This is a genomic window from Sphingomonas sp. (assembly GCF_035714405.1).
Lineage (GTDB): Bacteria > Pseudomonadota > Alphaproteobacteria > Sphingomonadales > Sphingomonadaceae > Sphingomonas.
On record NZ_DASTMA010000011.1, the window covers coordinates 171088 to 186046 of the forward strand.

The 14959-nt window shown below is 69.4% G+C and carries 16 protein-coding genes and 1 tRNA gene; 11 read left to right on the top strand and 6 right to left on the bottom strand.

All coding sequences use genetic code 11. The annotated features are described in order from the left end of the window. Positions 1-137: 137 nt before the first annotated feature. Both VFQ64_RS04000 and VFQ64_RS04005 read left to right on the top strand, forming a co-directional pair. On the top strand, positions 138-905 hold the full coding sequence (locus VFQ64_RS04000; protein WP_325102001.1) for a histidine phosphatase family protein: 768 nt from the start codon (positions 138-140) through the stop codon (positions 903-905). Further along, entirely contained in the window at positions 902-1771 is an 870-nt protein-coding gene (locus tag VFQ64_RS04005; RefSeq protein ID WP_325102002.1) for an NAD(P)H-hydrate dehydratase, read from the top strand. The genes VFQ64_RS04000 and VFQ64_RS04005 overlap by 4 nt, the downstream gene beginning before the upstream one ends. Here the strand turns inward: VFQ64_RS04005 and VFQ64_RS04010 are convergent. The 4 genes from VFQ64_RS04010 to VFQ64_RS04025 all read right to left on the bottom strand — a co-directional run bounded on the left by VFQ64_RS04010 (position 1768) and on the right by VFQ64_RS04025 (position 5332). Next, a complete protein-coding gene (locus tag VFQ64_RS04010) occupies positions 1768-2721 on the bottom strand; it encodes a methyltransferase (protein ID WP_325102003.1) in 954 nt (317 codons plus the stop codon). The two genes, VFQ64_RS04005 and VFQ64_RS04010, sit on opposite strands and share 4 nt — an antisense overlap. Before the next feature lie 80 nt (positions 2722-2801). Next, complete coding sequence (locus tag VFQ64_RS04015; RefSeq protein ID WP_325102004.1) at positions 2802-3461, bottom strand: spermidine synthase; 660 nt, start codon at positions 3459-3461, stop codon at positions 2802-2804. A 60-nt stretch (positions 3462-3521) separates the two neighbouring features. Continuing rightward, a complete protein-coding gene (locus VFQ64_RS04020) occupies positions 3522-4883 on the bottom strand; it encodes a sorbosone dehydrogenase family protein (protein ID WP_325102005.1) in 1362 nt (453 codons plus the stop codon). Further along, positions 4880-5332: a DUF2231 domain-containing protein gene (locus VFQ64_RS04025; RefSeq protein ID WP_325102006.1), complete on the bottom strand. Its 453-nt coding sequence runs from the start codon at positions 5330-5332 to the stop codon at positions 4880-4882. The genes VFQ64_RS04020 and VFQ64_RS04025 overlap by 4 nt, the downstream gene beginning before the upstream one ends. A gap of 251 nt (positions 5333-5583) precedes the next feature. Here VFQ64_RS04025 and VFQ64_RS04030 point away from each other — a divergent pair, with 251 nt between their 5' ends. Genes VFQ64_RS04030 through VFQ64_RS04045 form a run of 4 tightly spaced genes read left to right on the top strand, consistent with a single transcriptional unit; the run spans position 5584 to position 9525 of the window. Continuing rightward, positions 5584-5982, top strand: a complete 399-nt coding sequence (locus VFQ64_RS04030; RefSeq protein WP_325102007.1) for a response regulator — start codon at positions 5584-5586, stop codon at positions 5980-5982. Further along, positions 5966-7093, top strand: a complete 1128-nt coding sequence (locus VFQ64_RS04035) for a YaiO family outer membrane beta-barrel protein (protein WP_325102008.1) — start codon at positions 5966-5968, stop codon at positions 7091-7093. The genes VFQ64_RS04030 and VFQ64_RS04035 overlap by 17 nt, the downstream gene beginning before the upstream one ends. A gap of 6 nt (positions 7094-7099) precedes the next feature. Next, entirely contained in the window at positions 7100-8083 is a 984-nt protein-coding gene (locus VFQ64_RS04040; RefSeq protein ID WP_325102009.1) for a HEAT repeat domain-containing protein, read from the top strand. Next, positions 8080-9525, top strand: coding sequence for a glycosyltransferase family 2 protein (locus tag VFQ64_RS04045; RefSeq protein ID WP_325102010.1), 1446 nt, complete (start codon positions 8080-8082; stop codon positions 9523-9525). The genes VFQ64_RS04040 and VFQ64_RS04045 overlap by 4 nt, the downstream gene beginning before the upstream one ends. Before the next feature lie 128 nt (positions 9526-9653). On the opposite strand, the gene VFQ64_RS04050 is transcribed toward VFQ64_RS04045, so the two are convergent. Further along, positions 9654-9730 (bottom strand) — tRNA-Pro (locus tag VFQ64_RS04050). Between the two features lie 75 nt (positions 9731-9805). After that, the gene (locus tag VFQ64_RS04055; protein WP_325102011.1) at positions 9806-10114 is read right to left on the bottom strand and encodes a putative quinol monooxygenase; all 309 of its coding nucleotides are present in this window, start codon (positions 10112-10114) and stop codon (positions 9806-9808) included. Positions 10115-10251: 137 nt separating this feature from the next. Here VFQ64_RS04055 and yajC point away from each other — a divergent pair, with 137 nt between their 5' ends. From yajC to VFQ64_RS04080, 5 genes are read left to right on the top strand one after another with little or no spacing between them, the layout of a single operon-like run. Beyond that, complete coding sequence (yajC, locus tag VFQ64_RS04060) at positions 10252-10590, top strand: preprotein translocase subunit YajC (protein WP_325102012.1); 339 nt, start codon at positions 10252-10254, stop codon at positions 10588-10590. Positions 10591-10600: 10 nt separating this feature from the next. Further along, positions 10601-12193: a protein translocase subunit SecD gene (secD, locus tag VFQ64_RS04065; RefSeq protein ID WP_325102013.1), complete on the top strand. Its 1593-nt coding sequence runs from the start codon at positions 10601-10603 to the stop codon at positions 12191-12193. Positions 12194-12202: 9 nt separating this feature from the next. Then, positions 12203-13171 (top strand): protein translocase subunit SecF, encoded by a 969-nt coding sequence (gene secF, locus VFQ64_RS04070; RefSeq protein WP_325102014.1) that lies wholly within the window; start codon positions 12203-12205, stop codon positions 13169-13171. Positions 13172-13173: 2 nt separating this feature from the next. Then, positions 13174-13536 (top strand): Mth938-like domain-containing protein, encoded by a 363-nt coding sequence (locus VFQ64_RS04075; protein ID WP_325102015.1) that lies wholly within the window; start codon positions 13174-13176, stop codon positions 13534-13536. Between the two features lie 43 nt (positions 13537-13579). Then, the gene (locus VFQ64_RS04080) at positions 13580-14788 is read left to right on the top strand and encodes a DUF3089 domain-containing protein (protein ID WP_325102016.1); all 1209 of its coding nucleotides are present in this window, start codon (positions 13580-13582) and stop codon (positions 14786-14788) included. The last annotated feature ends 171 nt before the right edge of the window (positions 14789-14959 follow it).

A 14959-nucleotide genomic window follows, 5' to 3' on the forward strand; every position in this document is an offset into this window, starting at 1 on the left:
GTTGACCTCCCCTCCCTTCAAGGGAGGGGTCAGGGGTGGGTCCGGTCTGGGCGAGACGGGTGCGTCGGCGTCCGCGGCGCCATCGGTGCGAGCACGCCACCCATCCCCAGCCCCTCCCTTGCAGGGAGGAGAGTGTAATGCCCGCGCAACGCTGGCCTGCGCGCCTGTGGCTGGTTCGGCATGGCCAGAGCGCGGGCAATGTCGCGCGCGACGCGGCGGACGCGGTCGGGGCGCAGCGGATCGAGCTGTCCGGGCGTGATGTCGATGTGCCGCTATCGCCCTTCGGCGAGGAGCAGGCGCGCGGGCTCGGCCGCTGGTTCGCAGGTGACGCGGTGGAGGCGCGGCCGGAGGTGGTGCTCGTCTCCCCCTATCTGCGCGCTCGGCAGACCGCCGAGCTGTTCCGGGGTAGCGGCGGCTGCGCGGCCGACCTGCCGTTGTGCCTCGACGAGCGGCTGCGCGAGAAGGAGTTCGGCATCCTCGACGGGCTGACCACCGCCGGCATCCGCGCGCTGCAGGCGGAACAAGCGGAGTTCCGGCGGCTGCTCGGCAAATTCTACCACCGCCCACCCGGCGGCGAGAGCTGGTGCGACGTCATCTTCCGGCTGCGGTCGTGCATGGACACGATCGCGCTGCATCATGGCGGCAAGCGGGTGATGATCGTCGCGCATCAGGTCGTGGTGCTGTGCATGCGCTATGTCATCGAGGGCATGAGCGAGGACGAGATCCTGGCGATCGACAAGGCGGGCGACGTGGCGAACTGCTCGGTCACCGAATACGCGTTCGAGCCGTCCGAGACCGGTGACGGCAAGCTGTCCCTGGTCCGCTACAATGCCGTCGCCGCCGTCGAGGAGAGTGCGGCGCCGGTCACCTCCGCGCCTGACGCCGCCGTGGCGGCGCGCGGATGACGGAGCTCGACCCCGCCTGGCGCGCCGCGCATCCGGTCGCGCTGCCGACCGGCGACACCAGCAAGGACGGACGCGGGCGGCTGTTGATCGTCGGCGGCTCGCAGGGTGTGCCCGGCGCGCTGCTGCTGACCGGCGAGGCGGCGCTGCGGGTCGGCGCCGGCAAGGTCAAGCTGGCGACAATCGCCGGCGCCGCGACGGGGCTGGGCCTGCGCTTCCCGGAAGCCGCCGTCCTGGCGCTGCCGGAGGCGGACGGCGAGATCGCGGGCGGGGCGGTCGAGGTCTTGATGCCGCTGCTGGAGCGCATCGACGCGCTGGTGCTCGGTCCCGGTATCGTCGACGCGGGCGCGGCGGCCGGGCTGGTGCGCGGGCTGGCCGGGGCGGACGCGCCCGACTGTTCGCTGGTGCTCGATGCCGCGGCGGTGGCGTGCGCGGGACCGTTGTGTGAACTACTCGGCGGTTGGGGTGGCCGGATCGTTATGACGCCGCATCATGGCGAGATGGCGGCCCTGCTCGACTGCGACAAGGATGCGGTCGCGGCGGACCCGGTCAAGGTGGCGGTCGAGGTTGCGCGGCGTTTCCAGGCCGTCGTGGTGCTCAAGGACTCGGCGACGGTGATCGCCGCCCCCGACGGCGCCGTGCTGCACTATGCGGGCGGCGGCGTTGGGCTGGGCACCGGCGGATCGGGCGACGTGCTCGCCGGAGTGATCGGCGGGCTGCTCGCGCGCGGACTGCCGCCGTTGGTCGCGGCCGGCTGGGGGGTGTGGCTGCACGGCGAGGCGGGGCGCGCGCTGACGGGGCGGATCGGGCCGGTGGGGTTCCTGGCGCGGGAGCTGTTGCCGGAACTGCCGGGCCTCCTGCCCCGCTAGCGCTTCGTCACCGTCAGCCCGATGGCGGCGATCCGCTCCACCTCGCGATAGGGCGGGCGATCCAGCTCGTCGCCAAAGATGTCGGGATCGAGCAGGTGATAGTCCCAGTCGAACTTGGCCGGCATCTGCCGCGTGAGCGCATCGTGCAGGACGTCGCGGCCGCCGACGATCGACACGCCGGTGTGCAGGATCAGCCGACCGCCCGGCGCCAGCAGCCCCAGCGCCGCCAGCGACCAGTCGAGCGACAGCTGGCCGCCATACAGCTCGCCGCCGTTGCGATAGGCGCGTTGCTCCTCGTCCATCATGAAGGGCGGATGGGTGACGATCAGGTCGAACGGGCCGGTGACGCCGGCAGGGCTGTGCGCCTCGACCGCGCGATGGTCGATGCCGGCGTGCTCGGCATTGATCGAGGCGAGGAACAGCGCCTTGGGGTTGATGTCCGCCAGCGTCAGGCGGGCAGCCTCGACCTGCCGCGCGGCGGTAATGCCGCCGACGCCGGCGCCCGCGCCGTAATCCAGAATGCGCGCGCCGGGGCCGCGGCCATGCTCGCGCATGATGAGGTCGGCGAAGCGGTAGCTGTCGGGCCCGAGGAACACCGAATCCACATCGGTGGTGGGGTAGGCGGAATGGAGGAACAGCGCGCCATACACGCGCGAGACGCGCACGGTGGCGGCGACCAGTCCGTCCGATCGGCGGGTGAGCCGGTCGGATTCCTCCAGCAGGTCGATGACTGCGGTCGGGATGGCGTCGGGCGAGACCGGCAGGCTCCAGCCGAGCAGGTCGGTCAGCGTCTCGCCGGTCTGCCGGTCCGGGCGGGCGACGACCCGGGCATGGGTGCCGGGGGTCGGTGCGACGAAGTCGTAGCCTTCGCTATCGAGGAAGCGCAGCAGCTCCAGCAGCGCATCGCGTTCGGGATCGGTGTGAACGAGGCGGGCGGCGGACAAGGGCATCGAGGGCTCCGGCTATGAAGCCAGCCAAGCGCGTCAGCGGGGCGCGCCGTTCCCGGAAAACTCGGTAACGTGGATCAACGTCAGCGTGCGAACCAGATGACGTGGCGCGGCCCCTTGCCATTGCTGCGGGCGCGGACGGCGACCTCCTCGACCGCGAAACCCGCAAGCTTGAGGCGGCGGACGAAGGCGGCGTCGGCGCCTGCGGACCAGATCGCGAGCACGCCGCCCGGCCGCAGCGCCGCCCGCGCGGCGGCGAGCCCGGGCGCGGCGTAGAGGCGATCGTTGCCGGCGCGGGTCAGGCCGTCGGGACCATTGTCAACGTCGAGCAGGATCGCGTCCCAGTCCCCCGCCGCGATCGACGCGGCGACGTCGCCGATCACCACCTCGACCCTGGCGTCGTCGAGGCAGCCGGCGGTCAGTCCTGCCATCGGCCCCCTCGCCCAGGCGACGATCTCGGGCACCAACTCGGCGACCGTGAAGCGGGCTTGCGGGCCGAAGGCGGCGAGGGCCGCGCGCAGGGTGAAGCCCATGCCATAACCGCCGATCAGCACCCGCGCTGCCGGACGAGCCTGCAGCCGCTCGGCGGTGAGCGTCGCCAGCGCCTCCTCCGAGCCGCTCATCCGACTGCTCATCAGCTCGTTGCGGTCGAGCACGACCATGAAGTCGCCGCCCCGGCGGAACAGCCGCATCTCCGCGCCGCCCGGAATCGCGGCGGTGGCGATCAGTTCGCGCGGCGTCATGAGGAACCCATTCGACGGAGAGGAGGACGGCGCCGGATGATCGCGGCGCCGGTCGATCTCTTACCGCAAAGCGCCGGAACGGGTACTGCCCGCCGCCGAACCCGTTGCGGCGTAGGACACCCGCCACACCGTGTTTCCGACATCGTCCGCGATCAGCATCCTGCCCCTGTCATCCACCGCCACACCGACCGGTCGCCCACGCGCCTTGCCGTCCTTGAGAAAGCCGGTGACGAAATCCTGCGGGACACCGACGGGCCGGCCGCCGCGAAAGCCGATGAACACCACCTTGTAGCCGTGCGGATCGGTGCGGTTCCAGCTGCCATGCTCGCCGATGAAGGCGCCGCCGCGCAACGCCGGCGGAAAGCTCGAACCCGTGTAGAATGCCAGACCCAGTGGTGCGACATGAGAGCCGAGCGAATAATCCGGCGGGATCGCCTTGGCGACCAGGTCGGCGCGCTGCGGACGCACCCGCGGGTCGAGGTGCTGCCCGTAATAGCTGTACGGCCAGCCATAAAAGCCGCCGGGCCGCACCGACGTCATGTAATCCGGCACCAGGTCCGGCCCGAGCTCGTCGCGCTCGTTGATCACCGCCCAGAGTGTGTTCGTGCCGGGGTAGAAGGTGAGCCCGTTGGGATTGCGCAGGCCGCTTGCGAACAGTCTCGACCGGCCGGTGCGCGGATCGACCTCCAGGATCGCGGCGCGGTTGATCTCCGCATCGGCCCCCCGCTCCATCGCGTTGCTGTTCGACCCGACGCTGACGTAGAGGCGCGACCCGTCGGGGCTGGCCGTCAGGCTCTTGGTCCAATGGTGGTTGATCGCGCCCGCGGGCAGATCGGTAAGCTTGACGCCAGGCCCCCCGACCCGTGTCTGGCCGGGCGCGAACGGGTAGCGCACGATCGCATCGGTATTCGCGACATAGAGCGAACCATCGAGCACGGCGATGCCGAACGGCGCGTTGAGGCGGTCGACCAGCACCGCGCGACCATCGGGCCGGCCGTCCCGGTCGGCATCGCGGATCAGCGTGATGCGGTTGCTCGGCCCCGGCGCCTCGCCGCTCTTGGTCTGCGAGTGCGCGCGCGACATGAACCAGTCGCGTACCGGATCCTTTGGCCGCTGAACCGGCTCGCCGCCTTCCTTGCGCGACTCGACGATCAACACGTCGCCGTTGGGCAGCGCCAGCACGTTGCGCGGATTGGAAAGGCCGGTCGCTAGCGCCTCGATGCGAAAGCCCGCGGGCACGGTCGGCATCTCGCCGTTGGCCCAGCCGGTGGTCGGGAAGACGCCAACGTCGGCGATCAGCTGCTCGTGCGGTTCCGGAAGGAACGGACGCGCGCCATATTGCGTGTTCGGATCGACCCTGCTGCCCTCGCCGCAAGCGGCGAGCGGGAGCAGGGTAAGCGCAACGGCGAGCCTGCGATTCATGACGTTGCTCCGTTCCGGCGATGTTGGGCGGACTGCCAGAACCATCCCGCCAGCAAGCTGAGCACGACGGCGACCAGCGACAACGTCAGCCCCGTCGGCACGACCGCCGTCCAGCCGTCCCGCGCGTGAACGAAGGAGTTGAACACCTCGACGATCCAGGCGCTCAGCAAAAGGACGAAATGCGCGCTCAGCGCTCCTGTCCGTCCGCGTCGCGCTCGGACGAGTTCCGCGATCAGGAACACACCGACGATCCCGCCGCCGATCAATCCGGCCAGCAGCAACCAGGTCGAGAAATCCAGCCACATCATGTCGGCGCTGCCGATATAAGCCAGGTCGGTGATCAGCACGCCGACGAAGCAGACGATCGGGATGGGCAGCAAGGCGGGATAGACCGCGTGGCCGGCGACCGCGAGGAGGCCGGGACCGCTTCGGCCGATGGTTGAGGCCATGATCACGTCCTTTCGCTGCCGCGTGGGTTACGAGCGGATGCGGTGGGAGTTCCGGCCCGTGGTGGCTTTGCTCCCGCAGCGGCGGTGGACCTGATCTCGATCATGCAAAAAGCTCGGCAAAGGGGTTCATCGGCTCCTGACCGGTCGAAAGAGCTTGCTGATCGGAGTCAGCCTGACAGCGGGGCGAACTTATACCTGCGTTAACCGCGCGCCCGTAACACTCGGAGCGAAGCCATCACGGGCGAAGGTGCATGTCGACTATCCTGATCGCCGATGACGATGAATTGCTGGGGGCACTGGTCCAGTTCAAGCTGGAAGCCGCGGGGCACCGGGTGGTGATCGCGGCGAACGGCGCGCTGGCGCTGGACGCCGTCGCGCGCGAGCGGCCGGACCTGGTCGTGCTCGATGCGATGATGCCGGTGCTGACCGGCCACGAGGTGCTGGCCCGGCTGAAGGCGAACCTCGACAGCGCCGACCTGCCTGTCATCATGCTGACCGCGCGCCGAGGGCAGGAAGATGTCGTCGCGGCGTTGCGGGGTGGTGCCGCCGACTATCTTACCAAGCCGTTCATCCCCGAGGAGCTGCTGGTCCGGGTCGAGACCGCCCTCGCCCAGTCGCGTGCGGGCGAAACCGTTGCCCGGCACGCCTAGCGTCGTCGCGGCGCTGGCGTGGGTGCTGGCCCTGACCGCTCCGGCCAGGGCGCAGGTGCCGGTACAGGGTTGCGCGGCCGATCGGTATCAGTGTGCGTCGACCGCCTATCGCGCGGGCGAGCTTGCCGCCGCGCGGACCGCGGTGGACGTGCTACTCGTCGAACGCCCAGACGACGCGGACGCTCTGCTCCTGTCGGGGCTGATCGCGCTTCGCCAGAACGACCCGAAGCGCGCGCGTATGGCGCTCGACCGGGCTGCGATCGTGGCCCCTGCTTATGCCGACGTGTTCGTGGCGCGCGCGCGGCTCCACCTGCGGGAGGGACGCACACGCGACGCGCGACGCGATAGCGACCGTGCCCTGACGCTCCGCCGCGACCATCCCGATGCGCTCGCCCTGCGCGCGCAGCTGGCGGGCCTTGAAGGGTCTCGCCAACGACTTTGGACGATCGCTCTCGACCAAAGCGTCAGCCGGATCTCGCGGCGCACAGCCGACGCCTGGTACGAGACCCAGGCCACGCTCGCGCGCCGGTCCGGGCGGGGCAGCGTCGCGGTGGAGGTCGAACATGCCCGCCGTTTAGGGCGCAGCGACCTGCGCGTTCAGCTGCGCGCAGACCGCGCGATCGGCAGCGGGACGGTCTATGGCGCAGCAGTAGTGACCGCCGATCCGGACTTTCGCGAGAGCTGGGGGCTGCGCGCGGGCGGGCAACATGCCGCGACACCCCGGATCGACCTGCTGATCGACGGCCGCTTCTCCAACTATGGCGCGATCAACAGCGGCTCGGTCACGACAGGCCTGCGCGGATGGAGCGCCGACCGTGGCACCGCGATCAAGGTGGGCGTCATCCACTTCATCGACGAGGCGGGCACCTATCGCGTCGGCGGTGCGGCGGATGTGACCCGGCGCCTGTCATCGCGGCTGAGGGTACAGGGCGGGTATGCCCGTTATCCGGAGACCGAGGCCGGCGTGACGCGGCAGCTGGCAAGCGGCTTTGCGCTCGCAACCTATCAGGTGCGCGAGGCGCTCGACCTGCGCGTCGGCTTCGACCGCGAGACCCGGCGGGGGCTGTACCGCCGCGACAGCGTCAAGCTCGGCCTGTCGGCCGGGTTCTAGACGCGGATGGCCTTTGCCCAACTCCTGTTTGCAATCGCGACCACGGGCTCGCTGCTCTTGCTGGCGGCGCTGACCGGCGTGGTGATCCGACGCGGCTTCCAGGAGCGGCGTGTCGGGAGAATGGTGCGGCGCGCGGGAGAGTTCCGCAAGGCGGTGCTGCCGCTGATGGCTCGCCGCGACAGGGATGCCGCAGCCGCGCTGGCTGCCTGGCGCGGCGATCCGGTCGCGCTGGAGGTGGCGGGCCAGTTGCTTCAACTGCTGCGCGGCGCCGAGCGCGAACGGCTCCTGGACTTCGTCCGCGAACTCGACCTTCTCGATCTCGAACGCGAGCTGATCCGCCTGCGCGCGCGCAACATCGCGCGTCGGACCGCGACCGTCCGCAAGCTCGGCGGCTTTCCGCTGTCCGAGGTGATCGAGGCCCTCGCGCAATGCTTCCGTACCGACCCTGCGTTCGGGGTCCGGTTGGAGGCGGGGCTCGCATTGGTACGGCTGGGGGCGCTGCCCTCTGTGGACGAGGCGCTCGCCGCGCTGGACGACGACGGCTTCCGCTCGCCGGCCCACCGCATCATCTTCCGCGCGCTCGCAGGCGATCGTCCGGCCGAAGTCGTCGCGGCCTGGGATCGCCACGCCACCGGGGCGCCACGGTTCGCGCTCGCCGACGCGCTGGGTGACGTGTTCGATCCCAAGGCGGTTGCCGCGCTGCGCATGGCGATCATGGATGCCGATCCGCAGATGCGGTGCGAAGGGCTGCGCTCCGCCCGCCGGCTCGGCCATCCTACGCTGGCGCCGGCGGTGCTGGCGGCGCTCGCCGACCCGGAGTGGATCGTCCGCGTCCAGGCCGCGTCGGCGGTCGGCGTCATGCGACTGGAGGCGGCGCGGCCGCAGCTGGAGGCGTTGATGTCCGACGCGCAATGGTGGGTCCGTTATCGTGCGGGCGAGGCGCTGACCGCCTTGCAGCGTTCGGTCCCGGCCAAAGCGGCGGCGGCATGAACACGGACGACCTGCTGCGGCTGGACCAGCTGAGCGGGCTCGGCCCGGCGGCCATCCTGCTCGTTACCCTCGTCATCACGGTCGTGGTGGGCTCGCAGAACCTGATCTACCTACTGCAGCTGGCGACGAGTTCGTTCACTCTGTGGCGGCGGCCGGCGGCGACCGGCACGGCGCTGGACCTGTGGACGCGGCAGGCGGACTATTCTTATCCGGTGACGATCCTGGCGCCGGCGTTCAATGAGGAGCTGTCGATCTCCGACAGCGTCCGGTCGCTGCTGGCGCTCAACTATCCCGATTTCCGGCTGTTCATCATCAACGACGGCTCGACCGATAACACGATGGCGGTGCTGCACCGCGAGTTCGCGCTGGAACCGACCACGGTCGATGCCGACGTCGTCCTGCACGTCACCAAGACGCTCGGCATGTACCGGTCGCGGAGCAACCCCGGCCTGTTTGTCATCGACAAGGAGAACGGCCGCAAGGCGGATGCGATCAATTGCGGGCTCAGCTACGCGCAGACGCCGCTGGTCTGCGTCACCGACGCGGATTCGATGATCGAGCCCGACGGGCTGCTGCGCGCGGCCGAGCCGTTCATGACCGACGATGGCGCGCTGGTGGCGGTGGGCGGCGCGATCCGGATCGCCAACGGCAGCCAGGTCGCCAACGGGCAGGTGCTGACCGTCCGCATCCCGCGCGGCTGGATCCCGCGCTTCCAGACGATCGAGTATCTGCGCGCGTTCCTGGTCGCGCGGATCGCCGCCTCGGGCTGGTCGACGCTGACGCTGGTGTCCGGCGCGTTCGGGGTCTTCCGCCGCTCGACGCTGGTGGAGATCGGCGGCTATCGCCACGACACCGTCGGCGAGGACCTGGAGGTGATGGTGCGGCTCCATCGCTTCTGCCGCGACCAGAAGCGGCGCTATCGCGTCACCTTCGTCCCCGAGATCGTCTGCTGGACGGAGGCGCCGGCAACGATCGGCGGCCTGCGCAATCAGCGCGCGCGATGGGAACAGGGCGCGCTGGAGACGATCATCCGGCATCGCGGCATGATCGGCCGGCGGCGCTATGGCCGGATCGGGATGGTGGCGCTGCCGATGATGATCCTGGAGGACGTGATCTGCCCGCCGCTCGAGGTGCTGGGCTATATCCTGATCCCGACGCTGTACGCGCTCGGCCTGCTGGCGCCGGCCCTGGCGCTGAGTTTCCTCGCGTTGAGCGTGCTGTTCGGCATCTTCCTCAGCCTCGGCGCGCTGATCCACGAGGAGCTGCAGGTGCGGCGGACACCGAGTGCCAAGGGCCTGGCGACGCTGGCGGTGACCGCGATCGTCGAGAACCTGGGCTATCGCCAGTTGAACAGCGCGTTTCGGATCATCGGCATGTACCGCCACTTGCGCAAGCGCACCGGCTGGGCGGCGGTGCCGCGGGCGGGGTTCCAGGCGGGATAAGGGCTTCGTCGCGACTTCCAACGGGTCGCGCCGCGGCAAAGCCGCGTCGTCGGACGGGCGCTTCGCCCCGCCGGCCGCGCTCGCGCGACTTGGTCGCAGCTTGCGCTGCGGACATGCGCGCGACGCGTTGGTCGGGGCGACAGGATTCGAACCTGCGACCCCCACACCCCCAGTGTGATGCGCTACCAGGCTGCGCTACGCCCCGACCGGCCGGTTCCGCCTATGGGCGGAACCGGAGGCGGGCGTTTAGGCTTCGCTCCGACGCGATGCAAGCGCGTCGTCAGCCGCCGATCAGCGTCCGCCAGAACTCGCCGTTCCAGGCATCGACGCGGATGTTCTCCATCGTGAACGCGCGCAGCGCGCGGCCGAACTCGCGCTGGTGCGGTGCCGCGCCGTGCGCCGCCAGCGCGTCGGCCGAGGTCCAGCGCTCGGCGATGCGGACGAGATCGGGATCGCCGGCGTCAAAGGCGAAGCTGTAAGTCTCGCAACCCTCTTCCTGCATCACCGCCTCGGCATGGGCGGCGAGCAGCGGCGCGACCTTCGCGCCCTCGCCGATAGCGAATTTCATGTGACCCATGACGATGATCATGCCTTGTCCTCTCCTCGTTTGCGCCAACCCTATCGGCGGCGGCGATTGCGCGATAGCCCGGGCGATGCTAGCGGGCGGCGCTTGTACGCGGCAGGGCCGTTCGGCCCCTTTACCCGCCCTTTTCGCAGACGGAACCGATGTTCATCACCCCCGCACATGCCCAAACCGCCGCCGGCGCTTCGCAGGGAGGTGCCGCCGCATTCTTCGTGCAGATGGCGCCGCTGTTCCTGCTCTTCATCGCCGGCTGGTTCCTGTTGATCCGCCCGCAGCAGAAGCGCGCCCGCGCGCTGCAGGCGATGATCGCCGCCACCAAGAAGAACGACCAGGTCATCACCGCGGGCGGTATCGTCGGCAAGGTGACCAAGGTCGAGGATCGCTTCGTCGAGGTCGAGATTGCGCCCAATACGCGCATCAGGGTGGTCAAGGCGACGCTGGCGGAAGTGACCAGCAATACCGCCAAACCCGCCAACGACTGAGCCCAAGTCGATGCTCGATTTCCCGCGCTGGAAGGTCTGGCTGACCTGGCTGACGATAGCGTTCTGTGCACTCGCCGCGGTGCCGACCTTCGTGCCCGAAAGCGCCCGTGCGAACTGGCCGTCCTGGGTGCCGCAGCCGGTGGTTAACCTCGGCCTCGACCTCGCCGGTGGCAGCTATATCCTGCTGGAGGCGAAGACCGACGATCTGGAAGAGACCCGGTTGGAGGCGATGCGCGAGCAGGTCCGCGTCGCGATGCGCCGTTCGCCCGCGATCGGCGTCGGCGATATCTCCGTCCGCGACGGGCAGCTGTCGTTCATGGTCCGCGACGCGGCGCAGGTCGATGCGGCGCGCGAGCGGGTACTGCCGATGACCCAGGGCGCGGGGCTGACCGGGCAGCGCGACTGGGACATCTCCGTCATCGACTCCACGCGCTTCGTGCTGAAGCCGACCGCCGCCGGCACCAGCCAGGCATTCGAGACCGCGATGAACGACGCAACCGAGATCGTGCGCACCCGCGTCGACGAGCTCGGCACCCGCGAGCCGACGATCATCCGCCAGGGCTCGAACCGCATCTCGGTCGAGGTGCCGGGGCTAAAGGATCCGGAGGCACTGAAGGCGCTGCTCGGCCGCACCGCCAGGCTGGAGTTCAAGCTGGTCGACGTCGCCGCCGATCCGGTCGCGGTCGCGCGCGGCCAGGCGCCGGCGGGCAGCGAGATCCTGCGCTTCCGAGAGGGCAAGCAGCCGATCGCGCTGAAGCGCGGCGTCATCATCGCCGGCGACCAGCTGTCCGATGCGCGCCAGGCCTACGATCAGACCGATAACAGCCCGATCGTCACCATTACCTTCGACGGCGCCGGCAGCCGCCGCTTCGCGCGCGTGACGCAGGAGAATACCGGCAAGCCGTTCGCGATCATCGTCGATGACGAGGTGATCTCCGCCCCCAACATCAACGAACCGATCCTGGGCGGCACCGCGCAGATTTCGGGCGGATTTACGGTCAAATCGGCCAACGAACTGGCCATCGCGCTGCGCTCGGGCAAGCTGCCGGTGGCGTTGTCGGTGATCCAAGAATCCAGCGTGTCCGCCGAGCTGGGGCAGGATTCGATCAACAAGGGCGTGCTGGCGGGGATCGTCGGCAGCCTGGCGCTGATCGGGTTCATGATCCTGACCTATGCCCGGTTCGGCGTGTACACCACGGCGGCGCTGCTGGTGAATGCGGTCATGATCCTTGGCATCATGGCGCTGTTCGGCGCGACGCTGACGCTGCCCGGCATCGCCGGCTTCGTGCTGACGATCGGCGCGGCGGTCGACGCCAACGTGCTGATCAACGAACGCATCCGCGAGGAGCTGCGCCGGCCGCGCTCCGTCGTCCCCGCGATCGAGTTCGGCTACAAGGAAGCGTCCACCGCGATCTTCGACGCCAACATCACCAACGTCATCTCGGCGGCGATCATGTTCATCTTCGGCTCCGGTCCGATCCGCGGTTTCGCGGTGGTGCTGGCGATCGGCATCGTCACATCGGTGTTCACCGGCGTCACCTTCACCCGCCTGCTGGTGTCGCGCTGGCTGACGCGCAATCGTCCCAAGACGATCAACATCTGAGGCCCGAAGATGCGCCCGCTGAAACTCGTCCCCGACAACACCAACATCGCGTTCATGCGCTATCGCAACGTCGCGATGGGGTTGTCGCTGCTCCTCATCGCCGCGTCGATCGCAATGTGCTTCATCAAGGGCTTCAACCTCGGCATCGACTTTATCGGCGGTCAGATGGTGCGGACCAGCTTCGCGCAGCCGGTCCAGATCGAGGATCTGCGCGCCCGCATCGGCGCGCTGGGATTGGGCGAGCCGACCATCCAGCGCATCGGCGGCGGCAACGAGGTTTCGATCCGCACCCCCCTGCCCGAGGGCGGCGAGGCGGCGGCGGATCTGGCCGCCAGCCGTGTCCGCGCAGCCATCGAGCAAGGCTATCCCGGCGCCAAGGTCGGCGCGGTCGAGAGCGTGTCCGGCAAGGTCAGTCAGGAGCTGTTCCGCACCGGCGCGATCAGCCTGGCGCTCGCGATGTTCGCGATTACGCTCTACGTCTGGTTCCGATTCGAGTGGCATTTCGGCATCGGCGCGCTGTTCGCGCTGTTCCACGACGTGGCGCTGACGCTCGGCTTCTTCGCGCTGACGCAACTGGAGTTCGACCTCAACATCGTCGCCGCGATCCTGACCATCATCGGCTATTCGCTGAACGATACCATCGTCGTTTACGACCGCATCCGCGAGAACCTGCGCCGTTATCGCAAGATGGCGATCGAGCCGCTGCTCGACCTGTCGATCAACGAGACGCTGAGCCGCACCGTCGTCACCTCGCTGTCGATCGGCATCGTGCTGACCATCCTGCTGGTGCTGGGACCGGAGGTGATCTTCGGCTTCACCGCCGCGATGCTGCTCGGCATCGTCATCGGCACCTTTTCGTCGGTCTATGTCTCGGCCGCGATCTTGTTGTGGCTGCGCTTGAAGCCCGACAGCTTCGTCGCTGACAAGGCGAGAGAAGGCATCAAGGGCGCCGAGCGGGTCGCACCGCGTACGCCGTGAAGATGGAGCGCTCGGCCGCCGCGCCCGGGCCGATGGTGCAGGGCTTCGGGGCGAACGGTTTCCGGATCGACGGCGCGTATTTCCGTGCCGCCCTGCTGACGGTGACCACCGCCACCGCCTGGTCACCGCCGCCGCTGGAAGCCCTGACGACCGAGACGCTGACGCTGCTGCTGGCGGAGCGCCCGGAGTTCATCCTGCTCGGCACCGGCCCGACGCTGCGCCGTCCGCCGCTCCCGCTTATCGCGGCGTTAGATGCCGCCGGGATCGGGCTGGAGCCGATGGACAGCCGCGCCGCCGCGCGGGCGTGGGGCATATTGCGTGTCGAGGGGCGGCAGGTCGCGGCGGCACTCTACCCGCTGGACTAGCGCGCGGGCGCTGATACTCTGCCCCCAAAATCGGGAGAGATCGATGAAGCTGATTGTCGCCGCAGCCCTTGCTTCCGCCGCGCCCGCGGTGGCCCAGATGCCCGCAGCTCCGCCTGCCACACCGGCGCCCGCATCCCAGCCCGTATCGGCGGCCCCCGCCCCCGACTATGCGCAGGACGCGAATTGGCTGTGCCGCCCGGGTCGGGCGGACGCGTGTGCCGGCAACCTCGACGTCACCGTTGTGCAGGGCAACGGCCGCACCAAGGTCGAGAAGTTCCGCGCGGACAAGGCGCCGGCGTTCGACTGCTTCTATGTCTATCCGACCGTGTCCAACGATCCGACGCCCAATAGCGACATGAATGCAGGGCCGGAGGAGCGGCAGGTCGCGATTGCGCAGGCGGCCCGGTTTGCCGCGAAGTGCCGGGTCTTCGCGCCGCTGTACCGGCAGGTGACGTTGACCGCGCTGCGCCAGGTCATGACCGGCGGCACCCCGGCGGTCGACCGGGTGCTGCCGCTGCGTGACGTGTACGAGGCGTGGAACGACTATCTGAAGCGCGACAACAAGGGCCGTGGCGTCGTGCTGATCGGGCACAGCCAGGGTTCGGGCGTGCTCAAGGAGCTGCTCGCGCGCTACATCGAGGGCTATCCGATCCGGCGCAACATCGTCTCTGCCATGTTGATCGGGACCAACGTCGCGGTGCCTGCGGGCGGGGTGGTCGGCGGCGACCTGAAGCGGCTGCCGCTGTGCACCGCGCCGGGACAGTTCGGCTGCGTCGTCAGCTACGTCACGTTCCGCAGCGACTCGCCGCCGCCTCAGGGCAGCCGCTTCGGCAAGGTGGCCCAGCCGGGCATGATCGCGGCCTGCACCAACCCGGTGACGTTGCTCGGCGGCAAGGCGGTGCCCGATCCGATCTTCACCACCGCCGGCGCGGGCTCGTCCGGCGTCGCGCAGCCGAGCTGGACCAGCACCGGTGCGGTGACCACGCCCTTCGTCAAGGTGCCCGGACTGATCTCGACCGATTGCGTCAACGCCAACGGCTTCAGCTATCTGTCGGTGACGGTGAACGCCAACCCCGCCGACCCGCGCACCGACACCATCGCGGGCGACGTGGTGGCGAACGGCGCGATCCTGGAGGATTGGGGCCTGCACCTGGTCGACATGCCGGTAGCCATGGGCAATCTGGTCGAGCTGGCGGATGCGCAGGCCAAGGCGTGGCGCGGCGTCGGCCTACCGGTGAAGCCGCAGCGTTAGCGGCGTCGGGGTTGGCTGACCGTCAGCCAACTCCGTTCGCCCTGAGCCCTTCGACTGCCTGCCAAGGCAGGCGCTCAGGACAGGCTTCGGCGTGTCGCGCCGAAGTCGAAGGGCATGGCTACCAGGTGCTTCGACTGCGCTCAGCACGAACGGGGGTGCAAGTCAGACGCA